Genomic DNA, 14,400 nt, shown 5'->3' on the forward strand with positions numbered 1-14,400 from the left:
ATTTTGTGTGAATCTATGCTCGTCCTCATGATCATCGACATCCACGGCCACTACACGACCGCGCCGCCCGCCCTCGGGCAGTGGCGCGACCGTCAGGTCCACACCGTCGACCGCGGAGCCGCGGAGCCGGACCCGGCCGAGCTGCGCATCAGCGACGATGAGCTGCGCGAGAGCATCGAGGCGAACCAGCTCAAGGTCATGGACGAGCGCGGGATCGACGTCACAGTCTTCTCGCCGCGGGCCTCGTTCATGGCGCACCACATCGGCGGGTTCGAGACGTCGGCGGCGTGGGCGCGGATCTGCAACGACCTGTGCCACCGCGTCAGCGAGCTGTTCCCCGAACGGTTCGCCCCCGCCGTCATGCTTCCCCAGTCCCCCGGCGTGGACCCGGCCACGTGCGTGGACGAGATCAAGCGTGCGGCGACCGAGCTCGGGGCCGTCGCCGTGAACCTCAACCCGGACCCTTCCGGCGGACACTGGAGCGCCCCGCCGCTCACCGACCGATCGTGGTACCCGGTCTACGAGGCACTCGTGGAGCACGGGCTGCCCGCCATGGTGCATGTGAGCACGAGCGTGAACCCGTGCTTCCACACCACCGGCTCGCACTACCTCAACGCGGACACGACCGCGTTCATGCAGCTGCTCCAGGGCGATCTCTTCGCGGACTTCCCCGAGCTCAGGCTCGTCATCCCGCACGGCGGCGGCGCGGTCCCGTACCACTGGGGGCGCTTCCGCGGCCTCGCCCAGGCGCTCGGCAGGCCCGAGCCGGAGGACCACCTTCTGGGCAACGTCTTCTTCGACACGTGCGTCTACCACCAGCCGGGCATCGACCTCCTGCTCGGGGTGATCCCCCACCGGAACGTCCTTTTCGCCTCCGAGATGATCGGCGCCGTGCGCGGCATCGACCCCCGCACCGGGCACCACTTCGACGACACCCGCCGCTATGTCGAGGCCGCCGGGCTCTCCTCTGAGGACCTCGTCGCTGTCGAGGAGGGCAACGCCCGCCGCGTCTACCCGCGCCTCGACGCCCGCCTCACCGCCCAGGGCCGCTAGCCCGGCCCGGCACTGCCAGCCCACCCCGCTGTCCCGCCCGCCCTTAGGAGGACTTCAGAGCCATGTACGAGATCGGAGTCGTGCACCGCACGATCACCCGGGCCGAGCCCACCGCGGTGAAGTCGCTCGCGCCGTTCGGCGTCGCCACTGTCCACGAGGCGATGGGCCGCACCGGGCTGATGCGCCCCTACATCCGGCCCGTCTACGAGGGCGCAGCCCTGTGCGGGACCGCCGTCACCGTCCTGCTCCAGCCCGGGGACAACTGGATGTTCCACGTGGCCGTCGAACAGCTGAGTCCCGGGGACGTGCTCGTCGCGGCGTGCACCACGGAGTGCGAGGACGGCTTCTTCGGCGAGCTGTTGGCCACCTCCGCCCGCGCCCACGGCTGCGCTGGGCTCGTGATCGACGGTGGCTGCCGCGACGTCGACGCCCTGCGCGGCATGGACTTCCCCGTCTTCAGCCGCGCCGTCAACGCCAGGGGCACCGTCAAGGCCACCCTCGGCTCCGTCAACGTCCCCGTGGTGTGCGCGAACGCCCCCGTGAACCCGGGCGACGTGGTGGTCGCCGACGCCGACGGCGTCGTCGTGGTCCCCGCCGGCCGCGCCGCCGAGGTGGCCGAGGCCGCAGCGCGGCGCGAGGAGAACGAGGAGGGCAAGCGCGCCCGCTTCGCCGCCGGGGAGCTCGGCCTCGACATCTACGGCATGCGCGAGAAGCTCGACGCCGCCGGCCTCCGCTACCTCGACTGACGCGAAAGACCATGACTCCCGTCTTCGAGAAGACCCCCGGCTGGCTCGACTGGTACGCCTCGCCCTCCACGCCGGCCTTCACGCTCCCGCCAGGCGCCGTGGACGCCCACTGCCACGTCTTCGGGCCCGCCAGCGAGTTCCCTTTCGCCCCGGAGCGCAAGTACACCCCGTGCGACGCCGGCAAGGACCAGCTCTTCGCCCTCCGCGACCGCCTCGGCGTGAGCCGAAACGTGATCGTCCAGGCCACGTGCCACGGCGCCGACAACAGCGCGATGGTGGACGCCGTCCGCTCCGCCGGGGGCCGGGCACGAGGCGTCGCGACCGTCCGTCCCGATGTGTCGGCGGCCGAACTCGCCCGGCTGCACGAGGCCGGCGTGCGCGGGGTCCGGTTCAACTTCCTCAAGCGCCTCGTCAGCGCGGCGCCCCAGGACGAGCTCGCCGAGATCGCGCGGAAGGTCGCCCCACTGGGCTGGCACATCGTCATCTACTTCGAGGCGGCAGACCTCCCCGAGCTCGAGGACTTCTTCGCCTCGCTCCCGGCGCCGCTCGTCGTGGACCACATGGGCCGGCCGGACGTCTCCCAGCCGGTGGACGGGCCCGAATTCAGCCGATTCCTCCGCTTCGTGGAGCGCAACGACGTCTGGGTCAAGGTCTCCTGCCCCGAGCGGCTCAGCCTCGCCGGACCGCCCGCGCTCGACGGCGAGCGGGACGCCTACCGCGACGTCGTCCCCTTCGGCCGGCGGGTCATCGAGGAGTTCGCTGACGCCGTCGTCTGGGGCACCGACTGGCCGCACCCCAACCTCACCGACCACATGCCCGACGACGGGCTCCTCGTGGACTTCATCCCGCACCTCGCTGTGACGGCCGAGCAGCAGCACCGGCTGCTCGTCGCCAACCCGATGCGCCTCTACTGGCCGGAAGAAGCCGTTTGAGAGGCACTGACCTTCGGGGACGCAGGACGATGACGGGTGGTCACTGGCACTTGCCCGGGTTGGCGGTGCACCACTGCTGGTACTGGGCCACGTAGCCCTGGTGCTCGGCGTAGGTCTTGGCGAACTTCGTCTCCCCCGTGTCGAGGTTGACCGTCACCCAGTACAGGTAGTCGTTCGCGGTCGGGTGCGCCGCCGCGGCCACGGCCTTCGATCCCGGCGAGCCGATCGGCCCGGGCGGCAGCCCCGTGTGCACGTACGTGTTGTACGGGTTGGACGCGTCCTGCTTCTGCGCATCCGTCAGCTGCACCGTCTTCGTGCCCAGCCCGTACGTGACCGTCGCGTCCGACTGGATCAGCCCGTTGGTCTGGTCGTTGGGCTTGAGCCGGTTCTCGATCGCCCCGGCCACGTTCCCGTAGTCCGCCCGTCCGCCCTCGGCCTGCACGATGCTGGCCACCGTCAGGACCTGGTACTGCTGGTTCGGGTCGGTGATCCCGTCCTGCTTCAGCTCGTCCACCGTGGTCGAGACCAGCTTGGCCAGGATGTCCTTGGCCGAGGTCCCCACCGGGAACCGGTACTCCCCCGGCGCCAGGTACCCCTCCAGGCTCTTGGCCTTCGCCGGGAGCCCGAAGTCCCCGGGCCTGGCGTTGAGCGCATCGAGGTCCTTGCGGTCCACCGAGGCCGCCTTCGCGATCGCGTCGAGGGAGTCCCCCACCCGCATCCCGGCGCTCAGGGCGAAGTAGATCACCTTCGCACTGTCCGAGCCCGCCAGGATCGCCGCCGCATCGGAGGCCTTCATCTCCTTCTTGAACGTGTAGTCACCGGGGCTGATCTTTCCGCCGGTCCCGGCGAGGGCCCGCACGAAGGTCTCGGCGTCGGCAATCACTCCGTCCTGCTGGAGCTCCTGCGCCACGGCCAGGGGCCCGGCGCCGGTCTGGACGGTCACCTGGACCTGTCCGGTGCCGGGGCCGGGGTAGTCCGTGACCTTGTCCATCTTCAGGGCCGTGCGCAGTCCGAGCCCGAGCAGAACGGAGCCTGCCACGGTGAGGGCGAGCACGACACCCATGGCGATGGCTGCGGTGCGGAGCGGGTGTCGGGCCGGACGGCGCTCTCCCGCCGGGTCGTTCAGGGGCTTCTCGGGCGCGCCCGGGCTGGCCGCGATCGCCTCGACTCCGACGGCCGGGACCGGGTCTGCGGCAGGGGGCCTGCCCGGTCGCCTCGGGATGGTCACCGTATCAATGCTCCTAGCGCTCCTGGGCTCAGTCGGCCCCGGGTAGGGCCCAGCCACATGGGCCATCCGGAACTTTACCCCGCGCGCGCCACGTTCAAACGCGGAAGCTGCGCGCGGCGCGTCCGCCTCATCGCACGGTGAGGGTGCCGTGCATGTCCGCGTGGTACTCGCAGTGGAAGGGGTAGGTGCCGGGGGTGGCCGGGGCGGTGAAGGCGACACTGCGGCCGGCCGGGGCCGTGGCCTTGAACGCGCCTCCGTCCGCGGTGACGGTGTGGGCCTGGGCGTCCATGTTCATGACCGTGACCGTGGCGCCGGGGGCGACAGGGCCGGGATCAGAGTAGGCCGAGGAGCTGATGTGGATGGTCACCGCCTCCGCGGAGGTGGCCTGCGAGGGGCCCATGGCCATGCCCGGCTCCATCGATGCAGTCGCGGCAGGCGCGGACTGGGCCGTGCCGCTGCCGGCGCTGCCCATGGCCGCCCCGGAGCAGGCAGTGGTCCCCAGCGATACCGCGCTGAAGAGGAGGGCCAGGCCAGCCAGGCGCCGGCGAGAGCGTGGGGACAGTTCCATGGTCAGGGTCCTTCGGGAAGGTCGGGCCGGTTCATGCCGGGTGGCTCGAGACGAGGTGGGCGTAGACGACGGTGTTGTCCAGGTACTGGCCCGACGCCGGATCGAAGCCGCCACAGGTGATCAGACGCAGTTCAGCCCGGTCCGCGTTGCGGTAGACCTCGACGGTGGGGAACTGGGACTTGTGGTAGACGTCGGTCCGGTCCACGACGAACACGGCTGCGGTGTGGTCGGCCCGGACCACGGTCACCTGAGCGCCGGGCGCGAGCTCGTGGAGTCGGTAGAACACTCCGACAGGTGTGCCGATGGCGTTGACGTGCCCGAGGATGACGGCGGACCCGGAGAGGCCGGGCGCGACTGACCCGGTGTACCAGCCGGCCGGTGATCCGGGTGCGCCCGGCGGAACGGCGACCTCGCCGTCGGGCTGCTTGCCCAGCTGGAGCAGGGGCGTGTCCACCCCGATGGAGGGCGCCTGGAAGCGGGTGGGGGCGGAGGCGGGCAGCACCGGGCCGGAGTGGGCGGGGAGCGGGGCCGCCTGCGCCGACCTCGGCGCAGCCGGTGATGGCGTGCTCTCCCCGCCCGCGGGGGACTGCGCGGGCGGGGAGGCTGGGGCCGTCGCGGGAACCCCCGTGGGGGCTCCGGTCTGCCCCACGGGGTCGCTCCCGTGGGCCAGACCGAGGCCGATCCCCGCGAGGCCTCCGGCGAGCAGGAGCGTGGCACCTGCAGAGGCGAGCCTGCGCCCGCGGCCACCGTTGCCGGTACCTTCTCTCATCGGGTGTGACCCTCCTGCTCGCACGGCGGAATCAGGCCTTGGCGGCCCGACGGCGGCGGATGCCGTAGACCCCGCCTGCTGCGGCGATCAGGCCTGCACCGGTCGCGATGAGGCCCAGGTCCACCCCCTGCTGCTGTGTCGGGGCAGCGATGCCCGTGCCGGGGGCGCCGGCGGGCATCGCGGTGAGGGTGCCGCAGAGGGCGGGCGAGGTCGCCGCCAGCGGCAGCGAGGGCACCAGGTCGCTGGGCTCCTTCTGGGCTCCGGCCGGCAGGGTCGCCGGGTCCAGGCCGTGCACGACGACGACCGCCGTGCCGGACTGCAGCGATGCCAGCGTCTTCGCATCCAGCGTGATGGTCCGCTGATAGGTGAAGGAGGAGCCCATCCCTGCGACGGCGAGGTCGGTGCCCGCCGCGGGGCTGGTGTCCCCACTCGTGGAGAGGGTGGCGCCGATGCCCCCGTAGAACGGGGCGCCCTCGGTGGTGCTGACCACCCCGTCGCCGCTGGTGTCGGCCGACGGCCCCGGACAGGTGCCCTTGGCGCCGATGTGGATGTGCTGGACGTGCGGGTAGGGCTTGCCGCTGAAGGTCGCGGCGAGGCCCGAGACCTTCTCGGTCACGGTGGCCTGGTTTCCGTTCAGCGTGATCATGGCCGTGCCCGAGGCGTTGGAGCCGTTGATGGCCCCCAGGTTCGCCTGGTAGGTGGTGTTGTCCGCCGCCAGTGCCGGGCTCGTGGAGAGGGCCATGGCCCCGAGGGCGAGGGCCGGGGCGATCAGGAAGGCAGATTTCTTCATGATGGTGATTCCTCCATGCTCTTTGTCGCGTCGCCGGCTCCGGGTGGCGCCGGTCGCCGGGCTCAGGAACTGTCCGACAGATACCGTTCGGAGTGGTCGGCATCACGGATTGGATGGGTGCGCCGGCTCATTCGCTCCAGCACGCCAGCACGTCGGTGGCGATCTGGTAGGCGAGGGAGCTCCGGGAGACGCCGTGGGGGCCCACCGGCTCCTTCAGGCCTGTGGCGTCCACGGTGAGGGCGAAGCTGTCCTTGGCGAACGCCACGGTGCCGGCGGGACTCTGGTAGCCGGGCAGGCCGAGGTTCGCCAGCCCTTCGATGGGGGCAGCGCCGGGCAGCGCCGCGACCGCACCGTGGGCGGAAGCGCGGGCCGCCGCCGGATCCGAGGATTCCTGGACGGCGAGCACGAGCGCGCCGGAGGGGAGCCGGTAGGTGCAGGTGTAGCGGCCGCCCGCCCATGTCGAGGACGGCGACGGGGCAGCGGGCAGCGCCAGGATCTGGGCGACCTTCTCCCTGATCTCCTGCCCGCACACCATCGCCGCCGCCGACGATGGTCCCGTCGCCGGGGCCGAAGACGCTGCGGAAGGGGAGGGTGCCGCAGCGGACTGCTGCGCTGCCTCCGGCGGCGCCGGCGCGCTCTGGACGGCCGCGCAGCCGCTCATCATCAGGGCCGCGCAACTGAGCGCGACGAGGCGGCGAACGAGGCGTGCGCCCATCGTCGTGTCCTTTCCCTCCGCCGGCGTCGCCTGGCGACCTCGGCACCACGGTAGCTTCTGGTCCATCCTTCGGAGCCGGCCCACCACGCGGACTGGCGATGAACCGGATCGTCGTGCACGGCGTCTCATGGGCAGCGGCAGACAGCCGCCGGATCAGGGAAGGCGACACCATGAACAAGCGAGCAGCACTCTTCTTGGCCGCTGCATCGGCGGCCTCCGCCCTCGCCCTCGCCGGCTGCGGCGGTGGGGGCGGGAGCAGTCCGGCCTCTTCGAGCGCCCCTGCAGCGGCGCCCGCCTCGCCGTCGTCCGCGGCACCGTCGTCCGCCGCACCGTCCTCCACCGCCTCGGCCGAGGTCGAAACGCTCAAGACCGCGAGCGTCGCGGGCCACACCATCGTCGTCGACGGGGACGGCAAAGCCGTCTACGTGTACACCCGCGACAACCCCGGCGCCACGACGAGCGCCTGCACCGGCGGATGCGCCTCCCTGTGGCCTGCCGTGACCAGCGCCGGCGCACCCACCCTCCAGGGCGTGACCGGGAAGATCGGCAGCATCACCGGCGTCGACGGCAAGCAGCAGATCACGGTCAACGGGATGCCCATCTACTACTACGCGAAGGACACCGCTCCCGGTCAGGTCAACGGGCAGGGCGTCGCGAACGTGTGGTACGTCATCGGCGCGGACGGGAGCATGATCCAGACGCCGCTGGCCTCCGGGAGCTCGGGAACCGGCGGCTACTAGGCGCCGTAGACCGTCACCGCCGCGGCCTTCGCGACGAGCACGACGGCGGCCCCCTGGGCCAGGTCGAGCTCGGCGGCCGACGCCGGGGTCAGGTCCGCGACGAGGGCGTGGCCCGCGGCGTCGCAGTGCACCCGCACCTGGGCGCCGCGCGGCTCGAGCTCGCGGACGACGCCGTCCCACGCGTTCCGCGGTGACCCGCGCGGCACGCCGGACTCGCCGCCGAGAGCCGTGGGGGCCGGATAGAGGGCCACGTCCGCGGGGCGGAACACGGCGATGGCGGCCTCGCCCGCCTGCGGCGGCTCCACCCCGTCCGGGACCGTGCCCGAGACCTCGCCGAGGCCGTCGACGCGCAGGCGCCCGGGCCCCGCCCCTCGTTCGGACATGGCCCGCCCCTCGATGAAGTTGAGCCCTGCCAGGCCGGCGGCGAAGCGGCTTCGAGGGCGGTCCAGGAGGTCGGCGGTGGGTCCGGACTCGGCGACGCGGCCGGACTCGAGGACCACGACGCGGTCGGCGAGCAGGTGGGCGTCGAGCGGCTCGTGCGTGATGACGAGCGCCGTGCGGCCCTCGAGGACGCGCCGCAGGAGCCGGCGCAGGGCGGGGGCGGCGGCGACGTCGAGTGCCGCGAACGGCTCGTCGAGCAGGAGGACCCGGGGCTCGGCCGCGAGCGCCCGGGCGATCGCGACGCGCTGCGCCTGGCCGCCCGAGAGCTCGGCGGGGCGCCGCCCGGCCAGCTCCTCGGCGTCGACCTCGCGCAGCCATCGGCCGGCAGCGGCACGGGCCTCGTCCCGCGGGGCGCCGGCGGCCCGCGGGGCGAACGCGACGTTCTCGAGCACGCTCAGGTGCGGGAAGAGGAGCGGCTCCTGGGCCAGCAGTGCGACCCCGCGCCGGTGCGGGGGGACCCACGTGCCGCGGGCGTCGGCGAGGACCCGGCCGGCGAGCGCGACGCTGCCGGCGTCCGGCCGGATCAGCCCGGCGCAGAGCCCGAACAGGGTCGACTTCCCGGCGCCGTTCGGTCCCATCACCGCCACCGTCTCGCCGTCCCCGACGGTGAGGGCGAGCCGGACGCCGCGGGCGGCGAGGCCGGCGTCGACCGTCAGGAGGCCCGCCGGCGCGGCGGTCACCGCGCTCCCCCCGCCCGGCGCCCGTAGGCGACGCCCACCACGGCGGCGGCGACGGCGACGAGCAGGAGCGCGAGGGCCACGGCGGCGTCGGGATCGGTCTCGCGCTGCAGGTACACCTCGAGCGGCAGGGTGCGGGTGACCCCCTGGAGGCTTCCGGCGAACGTGAGGGTTGCGCCGAACTCTCCGAGTGAGCGGGCGAAGGCGAGCACGAGGCCGGAGGCGAGGCCGGGCAGCACGAGCGGGAGTGTGACGCGGCGGAACGCATGGGTCGGGGAGGCGCCGAGGGTCGCGGCGACGGCCTCGTAGCGGCCGCCTGCGGTGCGCAGCGCACCCTCGAGGGAAACCACGAGGAAGGGCAGCGACACGAAGGCCTGCGCCATGACCACGGCGGCAGTGGTGAACGCGACCTGCACGCCGAGCACGTCGAGCCAGCGCCCCACGAGTCCCAGCCGGCCGAACGTGTAGAGGAGCGCGAGGCCGCCCACCACGGGGGGCAGCACGAGCGGCAGGAGCACGAGGGCGCGGAGCCAGCGCAGGCCGGGCACGCTGCCCCGGGCCAGGGCCATCGCCATCGGCACCCCGAGCAGGAACACGAGCGCGGTGCTCGCCGCCGCCGTCGTCAGGCTCAGCCGGAGCGCGGCGAGGGACGCGTCCGAGGTGACGAGCGGGACGAAGTGCGGCCAGTCCACGCGGGCGAGGATCCCCACGAGGGGAACGACGACGAACAGGGCCCCGACCGCCGCGGGCGCCCAGAGCCAGGCCGGGAGCCCCGTGAACCCCCGGGAGGTGACTCTCAGGAGGTGGTCCCCAGGCCGTTGCCGCGCTGAGGGGTCATGTCCCTGCATTGAGGGGTCATATCCCTGCGCTGAGGGGTCATGTCCCTGCGCTGAGGGGGTCATGGCGCGCCGAAGCCGGCATCCGCGAGCACCTTCCGTCCCTCTGGGCCCGCGACGTAGTCCGCGAACTCGTGGGCGAAGGCCTTGTCCTTCGCGTCGCGCAGCACGGCGACCGGGTAGCGGTTCACCGCGGAGGCGGCCTCGGGGAACGGCACCGCGGCGACCTTCCCGCCCGCACCGCGCGCGTCCGTGGCGTACACGAGCCCGGCGTCCGCCTCCCCGGAGACGACCTTCCCGAGAACGTCGGTCACGTTCGACTCCTGCGACACCGGGGCCAGGGCCACGTGGGCCGCCCCCGCCGCCGCCTGCGCGGCGGCCCCGCACGGCACCTGCGGCGCGCAGTCGACGAGCCTGAGCCCGGGGCGGGCAAGGTCCGCCAGGCCCTTGATCCCCGCGGGATTGCCGGGCCGCACGGCAATCGTGAGCACATTGGTCGCGAAGTCCGCGGGCTCGCCGTCCGCGAGCCCGGCCCCGGTGACCTTGCCCATGGTCCTGGCGTCCGCGGACGCGAAGACGTCCGCCGGGGCGCCGTTGGCGATCTGAGCCGCGAGGTCGGAGGAGCCGGCGAAGCTGAACGCGACCGTGGTGCCGGGGTGCGCGGCCTGGAACTGCCGCCCGATCGCGGTGAAGCTCTTCTGGAGGGAGGCCGCGGCGAACACCGTGACGGTGCGGCCTCCGCCGCCGGACGACGCCGCGGGGCCGCCCGCCGCCGTCGCCCCGCCGCACGCCGTGAGCAGCGCGGCGAACGCGAGGGACCCGAGCCCGAGCCCGGCCAGCGCCCCCACTGGGCGCCTCACAAGGCCCTCCCGCCCGGGGTCTCGACGATCACGGTCGTGGCCTTGACCACCGCCGTGGCCACGGACCCCGGCTCGAGGCCCAGCTCGCGCACCGCCTCGGAGCTCATGAGCGAGACGACGCGGTGCGGGCCGCACTGGAGCTCCACCTGCGCCATGACCTTGTCCATCGTCACCGCGGTCACGAGGCCCACGAACTGGTTCCGGGCCGAGCGCCCCACCCCCGACGAGTCCGTGGGGGCCGCCGCGGTCGCGCGCGCGTGCGCGGCGAGCTCGGCGCCGTCCACCGCCGCACGGCCGGACTCGTCCATGTGGGCGGTCAGCGTGCCGGCATCCACCCAGCGGCGCACGGTGTCGTCGGAGACGCCGGTGAGCCGGGCGGCGTCGGCAATGCGGAGCAGTCCCATGCCGACAGTCTAGGGGCAATCTCCGCACCTGCGGCGAAAATAGGTCCGAACGGTCGCAGTTGCGGAAATCGGCCGCAAACGATCGGTGGGATGGAAGACTGAGGGTGCGTCCGCCGTCGTGCGCGCACCCTCCCCCCGACCCGAGGAGCGTTTCATGAGCGAGTCCCCCGACGTCGAGCCGACGCAGCCCGCCGGCCCCGTGGTCTACCGCAGCGGCCAGGAGATCGAATGCTGGCTCACGGACATGGACGGCGTGCTCGTCCACGAGAACCACCCGATCCCCGGCGCCGCCGAGCTCATCCAGCGGTGGGTGGACACCTCCCGCCGCTTCCTGGTCCTGACGAACAACTCGATCTACACCCCGCGGGACCTCGCCGCCCGCCTCGCCTCCTCGGGCCTGAGCATCCCCGAGGAGAACATCTGGACCTCGGCGCTGGCCACGGCGGTGTTCCTCAAGGACCAGATGCCGGGCGCCCGGATCTACGTGATCGGCGAGGCCGGCCTCACCACGGCCCTGCACGAGGCTGGCATGATCCTCACCGACCAGGACCCCGACTATGTGGTGCTCGGCGAGACCCGCACGTACTCCTTCAACGCGATCACCACGGCCATCCGCCTGATCCTCGACGGCGCCCGGTTCATCGCCACCAATCCGGACGCGACGGGGCCCTCGCGGGACGGCGTGCTGCCCGCGACCGGCGCGATCGCCGCGCTCATCAGCAAGGCGACGGGCCGGGTGCCGTACACCATCGGCAAGCCGAACCCCATGATGTTCCGCTCCGCGATGAACCAGATCGACGCACATTCCGAGACCACGGCGATGATCGGAGACCGGATGGACACGGACATCATCGCGGGCATGGAGGCCGGGCTGCACACGGTGCTCGTCCTCTCTGGCATCACGCAGCGCGAGGACATCGCCGCCTACCCCTTCCGGCCCAACCAGATCCTCGCTTCCGTGAAGGACCTCCTGCAGCAGCTCTAGTGTGTGGCCGGTCACCCCTGGGTGTCCGCAACGAGACACCCTCAGACGGAATGCGCCTGCACCGCGGTGCGCTGCACTGAACAGTTGATAGTCCAGCGAAGACAAAGGAGATCGACATGGCACAGTTCACCGGCAGGGTAGCCCTCGTCACGGGCGGCGGCTCGGGCCTCGGCGAGGCGATCGGCAAGGAGCTCGCGGCCAAGGGGGCGAGCGTCGTCCTGACCGACATCAACCTCGACGCAGCCCAGCGCGTGGCGAAGGAGATCACGGACGCCGGCGGGACGGCGTCGGCCTTCCAGCAGGACACCGCGAAGAAGGAGGACTCCGAGAAGGCGGTCCGGTTCGCCGTGGAGACGTACGGCAAGCTCAACTACGCGGTGAACAACGCCGGGATCGGCGGCAGGAACGCCCCGACGGGGGAGATCGACCTCGACGACTGGGACAAGGTCATCGACATCAACCTCAACGGCGTGCTGTACGGCATGCGGTACCAGATCCCCGAGATGCTCAAGGCCGGCGCCGCAGAGAGCGCGATCGTCAACATGGCCTCGATCCACGGGATGGTCGCGGCGCTGGGCAACAGTGCGTACACCGCAGCCAAGCACGGCGTGGTCGGCGTGACCAAGAACGCCGCCGCCGAGTACGGCCCCCAGGGGCTGCGCATCAACGCCGTGGGCCCCGGCTACATCCAGACGCCGCTGCTGGAGAACAACCTCACCCCCGAGGTGATGGAGCTCCTCAAGGGCAAGCACCCGCTCGGGCGGCTCGGGCGCCCCGAGGAGGTCGCACACGTCGTGACGTTCCTCCTCTCCGAGGACGCCTCGTTCGTCACCGGCGGCTACTACCTCATCGACGGCGGCTACACCGCCGTCTGAGCCACGCGCGCACGACGGCGGCCGGTCACCCACGCGGGTGGCCGGCCGCTTTGTCTCGGCCCCCTACCCGGCCCCGCCGCCGGCCGCTCCCACCGTCAGGGGCAGCGGGAGCAGCTGGGGCAGGAGCCGGTTGAGGACCTGGTTGTAGACGATGCCGCTCCACTGCGGGCTCGCGTGCGCCGGGAACGCCCCGATGGTCTGCGCATCCGAGCTGACCAGGTTCTTCGCGAACAGCCGCTCCCACCGCGACCGGGCGGAGGCGTAGTCCACGGTCTGGTCGCCCGGGTTGCCGATGAACGCCATCTGCACGGTGCCGAGCGAGTCGGTGAACCGGGTGGCGTCCCACTGGTAGATGTACTCCGACTCGCTCTGGATGAGCACGCTGGAGGGCGCGAGCGGCGAGAGCTGCTCGAGGGTCTGGTTCACGACCTGGCCCCATGTCCGCTCGTTCTTGTGCACCACCCGCTCGCCGAACTCGTACCCGCCGCGCACCACGGAGGGGATCCGGACCCCGAGGTCGTACAGGTACACGACCGAGTCGAACCAGGTCTGGTCGAGGACGTCGAACTTCGAGGCGGGTGTCGAGTCGAGGAGGATCACCTCGACCTGGAGGCCGTCCTCGGAGAGCAGCCTCGCAGCGGCCTCGACGGCCACCATCCCACCGAACGAGTGCCCGTAGAAGTACAGGGTGCGCAGGCGCCGCTGGCGGATGTAGACCCGCAGGGTGTCCAGGATCTCGTCCAGGTCGAGGCCCAGATTGGAGTAGCCCACGGCGGCGAGCTGCCCCCGCTGCGACAACGAGGACCGCAGGGAGGCGAGGATGATCCTCGCCTCCTCCCAGCTCGTCTTGTAGCCGGGGAACAGGATCCAGGAGGTGCCGGGGAAGCGCTGCCGCGCGGCGTCGTCCGCGAGGTCGAGCAGGACCGTCTGGCGCCGGCGGCTCTGCACCTCGCGGGTGACGAACATGTCCGCGGCGAGCAGCGCCGAGGCCGTCGCCCCGCCGAGGAAGGCACGGCGCGAGAACGCCTTGACCCGCAGGGCCGCCCGGAGCAGAGCCGGGTCTACGGATGGTCCCCCCACGTCACTGCCCGGGCCAGGTCCCTCAGTCGAGACCGAGCTCGTCCTTCCCGAAGGCGTAGAGGTACGGCACCCCGGCCTCGGCCTCGATGCGCTCCTTCGCGCCCGTGGCGCGGTCCACGATGACGGCCACCGCGGTCACCTCCCCGCCCGCGTTGCGCACGCCCTCGACGGCCGCGAGCGCCGAGCCGCCCGTGGTCGAGGTGTCCTCGAGCACCACGACCTTGCGGCCCTCCACGCCCGGGCCTTCGACCTGCCGGCCCATGCCGTAGGACTTCTGCGCCTTGCGCACCACGAACGCGTCGACGGCGCGGCCGGCCTCGCGGGCGGCGTGCATGACGGCGGTGCCCACCGGGTCGGCGCCCATCGTGAGGCCGCCCGCGGTGTCCATCTGGACCCCGGCGCTGTCGATGAGGTCCAGCATGACCTGGCCCACGAGCTGGCTCGCCTCGTGGTGCAGCGTGATGCGGCGGAGGTCCACGTAGTAGTCCGCTTCCTTGCCACTCGAGAGGATCACCGTGCCCCGCACCACGGCGAGCTCCTTGATGAGCTCCAGCAGGCGGGCGCGGGCGGCGGCGATGTCAACGGGTGCGGCGTCAGTCATGGCACCGATTCTAGTGGCGACGCACGACGGCGCGTGGTCGCCCCGGCCTCTCCCTCCCCCGCCCCGCGAAGTCACCCCCTGGAACCGCGAAGTCACCCCG

The 14,400-nt window shown here is 72.3% G+C and carries 17 protein-coding genes; 6 read left to right on the plus strand and 11 right to left on the minus strand.

The genetic code is table 11. The features are described from left to right. Positions 1–27: 27 nt before the first annotated feature. The 3 genes from J2W21_RS02015 (at position 28) to J2W21_RS02025 (ending at position 2,731) form a co-directional block, all read left to right on the plus strand. The gene (locus tag J2W21_RS02015) at positions 28–1,053 is read left to right on the plus strand and encodes an amidohydrolase family protein (RefSeq protein ID WP_307112830.1); all 1,026 of its coding nucleotides are present in this window, start codon (positions 28–30) and stop codon (positions 1,051–1,053) included. A gap of 62 nt (positions 1,054–1,115) precedes the next feature. After that, positions 1,116–1,799, plus strand: coding sequence for a 4-carboxy-4-hydroxy-2-oxoadipate aldolase/oxaloacetate decarboxylase (ligK, locus tag J2W21_RS02020; protein WP_307112831.1), 684 nt, complete (start codon positions 1,116–1,118; stop codon positions 1,797–1,799). An 11-nt stretch (positions 1,800–1,810) separates the two neighbouring features. Continuing rightward, on the plus strand, positions 1,811–2,731 hold the full coding sequence (locus J2W21_RS02025) for an amidohydrolase family protein (protein ID WP_307112832.1): 921 nt from the start codon (positions 1,811–1,813) through the stop codon (positions 2,729–2,731). Positions 2,732–2,771: 40 nt separating this feature from the next. On the opposite strand, the gene mltG is transcribed toward J2W21_RS02025, so the two are convergent. The 5 genes from mltG to J2W21_RS02050 form a co-directional block, all read right to left on the minus strand. Next, positions 2,772–3,959: an endolytic transglycosylase MltG gene (gene mltG / locus J2W21_RS02030; protein ID WP_307112833.1), complete on the minus strand. Its 1,188-nt coding sequence runs from the start codon at positions 3,957–3,959 to the stop codon at positions 2,772–2,774. 127 nt (positions 3,960–4,086) lie between these two features. Then, the gene (locus tag J2W21_RS02035; RefSeq protein WP_307112834.1) at positions 4,087–4,527 is read right to left on the minus strand and encodes a cupredoxin domain-containing protein; all 441 of its coding nucleotides are present in this window, start codon (positions 4,525–4,527) and stop codon (positions 4,087–4,089) included. A 31-nt stretch (positions 4,528–4,558) separates the two neighbouring features. Beyond that, positions 4,559–5,296: a class F sortase gene (locus J2W21_RS02040; protein WP_307112835.1), complete on the minus strand. Its 738-nt coding sequence runs from the start codon at positions 5,294–5,296 to the stop codon at positions 4,559–4,561. Positions 5,297–5,327: 31 nt separating this feature from the next. Further along, positions 5,328–6,086 carry a hypothetical protein gene (locus J2W21_RS02045; protein ID WP_307112836.1) on the minus strand — a complete coding sequence of 253 codons (759 nt, stop codon included), beginning with the start codon at positions 6,084–6,086 and terminating at the stop codon, positions 5,328–5,330. A 127-nt stretch (positions 6,087–6,213) separates the two neighbouring features. Continuing rightward, positions 6,214–6,801: a hypothetical protein gene (locus tag J2W21_RS02050; RefSeq protein WP_307112837.1), complete on the minus strand. Its 588-nt coding sequence runs from the start codon at positions 6,799–6,801 to the stop codon at positions 6,214–6,216. A gap of 170 nt (positions 6,802–6,971) precedes the next feature. Here J2W21_RS02050 and J2W21_RS02055 point away from each other — a divergent pair, with 170 nt between their 5' ends. After that, the gene (locus tag J2W21_RS02055) at positions 6,972–7,541 is read left to right on the plus strand and encodes a COG4315 family predicted lipoprotein (RefSeq protein WP_307112838.1); all 570 of its coding nucleotides are present in this window, start codon (positions 6,972–6,974) and stop codon (positions 7,539–7,541) included. Here J2W21_RS02055 and J2W21_RS02060 read toward each other — a convergent pair. From J2W21_RS02060 to J2W21_RS02075, 4 genes are read right to left on the minus strand one after another with little or no spacing between them, the layout of a single operon-like run. Beyond that, positions 7,538–8,662 (minus strand): sulfate/molybdate ABC transporter ATP-binding protein, encoded by a 1,125-nt coding sequence (locus J2W21_RS02060; protein ID WP_307112839.1) that lies wholly within the window; start codon positions 8,660–8,662, stop codon positions 7,538–7,540. The two genes, J2W21_RS02055 and J2W21_RS02060, sit on opposite strands and share 4 nt — an antisense overlap. Continuing rightward, positions 8,659–9,507 (minus strand): ABC transporter permease, encoded by an 849-nt coding sequence (locus J2W21_RS02065; protein ID WP_307112840.1) that lies wholly within the window; start codon positions 9,505–9,507, stop codon positions 8,659–8,661. Before J2W21_RS02065 ends, J2W21_RS02060 begins: the two co-directional genes overlap by 4 nt. Positions 9,508–9,557: 50 nt before the next feature. Continuing rightward, on the minus strand, positions 9,558–10,355 hold the full coding sequence (gene modA, locus J2W21_RS02070) for a molybdate ABC transporter substrate-binding protein (protein ID WP_307112841.1): 798 nt from the start codon (positions 10,353–10,355) through the stop codon (positions 9,558–9,560). Next, positions 10,352–10,759, minus strand: coding sequence for a TOBE domain-containing protein (locus J2W21_RS02075; RefSeq protein WP_307112842.1), 408 nt, complete (start codon positions 10,757–10,759; stop codon positions 10,352–10,354). The genes modA and J2W21_RS02075 overlap by 4 nt, the downstream gene beginning before the upstream one ends. A 154-nt stretch (positions 10,760–10,913) precedes the next feature. Here J2W21_RS02075 and J2W21_RS02080 point away from each other — a divergent pair, with 154 nt between their 5' ends. Both J2W21_RS02080 and J2W21_RS02085 read left to right on the plus strand, forming a co-directional pair. Beyond that, complete coding sequence (locus tag J2W21_RS02080; RefSeq protein ID WP_307112843.1) at positions 10,914–11,744, plus strand: HAD-IIA family hydrolase; 831 nt, start codon at positions 10,914–10,916, stop codon at positions 11,742–11,744. 116 nt (positions 11,745–11,860) lie between these two features. Next, the gene (locus J2W21_RS02085; RefSeq protein WP_307112844.1) at positions 11,861–12,619 is read left to right on the plus strand and encodes an SDR family NAD(P)-dependent oxidoreductase; all 759 of its coding nucleotides are present in this window, start codon (positions 11,861–11,863) and stop codon (positions 12,617–12,619) included. 63 nt (positions 12,620–12,682) lie between these two features. Here J2W21_RS02085 and J2W21_RS02090 read toward each other — a convergent pair whose 3' ends face one another. Both J2W21_RS02090 and pyrE read right to left on the minus strand, forming a co-directional pair. Next, positions 12,683–13,699 (minus strand): thioesterase domain-containing protein, encoded by a 1,017-nt coding sequence (locus tag J2W21_RS02090; protein ID WP_307112845.1) that lies wholly within the window; start codon positions 13,697–13,699, stop codon positions 12,683–12,685. Positions 13,700–13,721: 22 nt separating this feature from the next. Beyond that, positions 13,722–14,300 (minus strand): orotate phosphoribosyltransferase, encoded by a 579-nt coding sequence (pyrE, locus tag J2W21_RS02095; protein ID WP_307112846.1) that lies wholly within the window; start codon positions 14,298–14,300, stop codon positions 13,722–13,724. Between the last annotated feature and the right edge of the window lie 100 nt (positions 14,301–14,400).

Origin of the sequence: Sinomonas atrocyanea, from assembly GCF_030811715.1 — a bacterium.
Classification (GTDB): Bacteria; Actinomycetota; Actinomycetes; order Actinomycetales; family Micrococcaceae; genus Sinomonas; species Sinomonas atrocyanea_A.

What these genes read in the sequence shown, in the direction of transcription:
- J2W21_RS02050 (WP_307112837.1), bottom strand. Translation starts at nt 6,801, where the DNA reads ATGGGCGCACGCCTCGTTCGCCGCCTCGTCGCGCTCAGTTGCGCGGCC.
- J2W21_RS02045 (WP_307112836.1), bottom strand. Translation starts at nt 6,086, where the DNA reads ATGAAGAAATCTGCCTTCCTGATCGCCCCGGCCCTCGCCCTCGGGGCC.
- J2W21_RS02035 (WP_307112834.1), bottom strand. Translation starts at nt 4,527, where the DNA reads ATGGAACTGTCCCCACGCTCTCGCCGGCGCCTGGCTGGCCTGGCCCTC.
- J2W21_RS02025 (WP_307112832.1), top strand. Translation starts at nt 1,811, where the DNA reads ATGACTCCCGTCTTCGAGAAGACCCCCGGCTGGCTCGACTGGTACGCC.
- J2W21_RS02055 (WP_307112838.1), top strand. Translation starts at nt 6,972, where the DNA reads ATGAACAAGCGAGCAGCACTCTTCTTGGCCGCTGCATCGGCGGCCTCC.
- J2W21_RS02040 (WP_307112835.1), bottom strand. Translation starts at nt 5,296, where the DNA reads ATGAGAGAAGGTACCGGCAACGGTGGCCGCGGGCGCAGGCTCGCCTCT.
- J2W21_RS02065 (WP_307112840.1), bottom strand. Translation starts at nt 9,507, where the DNA reads ATGCAGGGACATGACCCCTCAGCGCGGCAACGGCCTGGGGACCACCTC.
- J2W21_RS02085 (WP_307112844.1), top strand. Translation starts at nt 11,861, where the DNA reads ATGGCACAGTTCACCGGCAGGGTAGCCCTCGTCACGGGCGGCGGCTCG.
- pyrE (WP_307112846.1), bottom strand. Translation starts at nt 14,300, where the DNA reads ATGACTGACGCCGCACCCGTTGACATCGCCGCCGCCCGCGCCCGCCTG.
- J2W21_RS02075 (WP_307112842.1), bottom strand. Translation starts at nt 10,759, where the DNA reads ATGGGACTGCTCCGCATTGCCGACGCCGCCCGGCTCACCGGCGTCTCC.
- J2W21_RS02080 (WP_307112843.1), top strand. Translation starts at nt 10,914, where the DNA reads ATGAGCGAGTCCCCCGACGTCGAGCCGACGCAGCCCGCCGGCCCCGTG.
- J2W21_RS02015 (WP_307112830.1), top strand. Translation starts at nt 28, where the DNA reads ATGATCATCGACATCCACGGCCACTACACGACCGCGCCGCCCGCCCTC.
- ligK (WP_307112831.1), top strand. Translation starts at nt 1,116, where the DNA reads ATGTACGAGATCGGAGTCGTGCACCGCACGATCACCCGGGCCGAGCCC.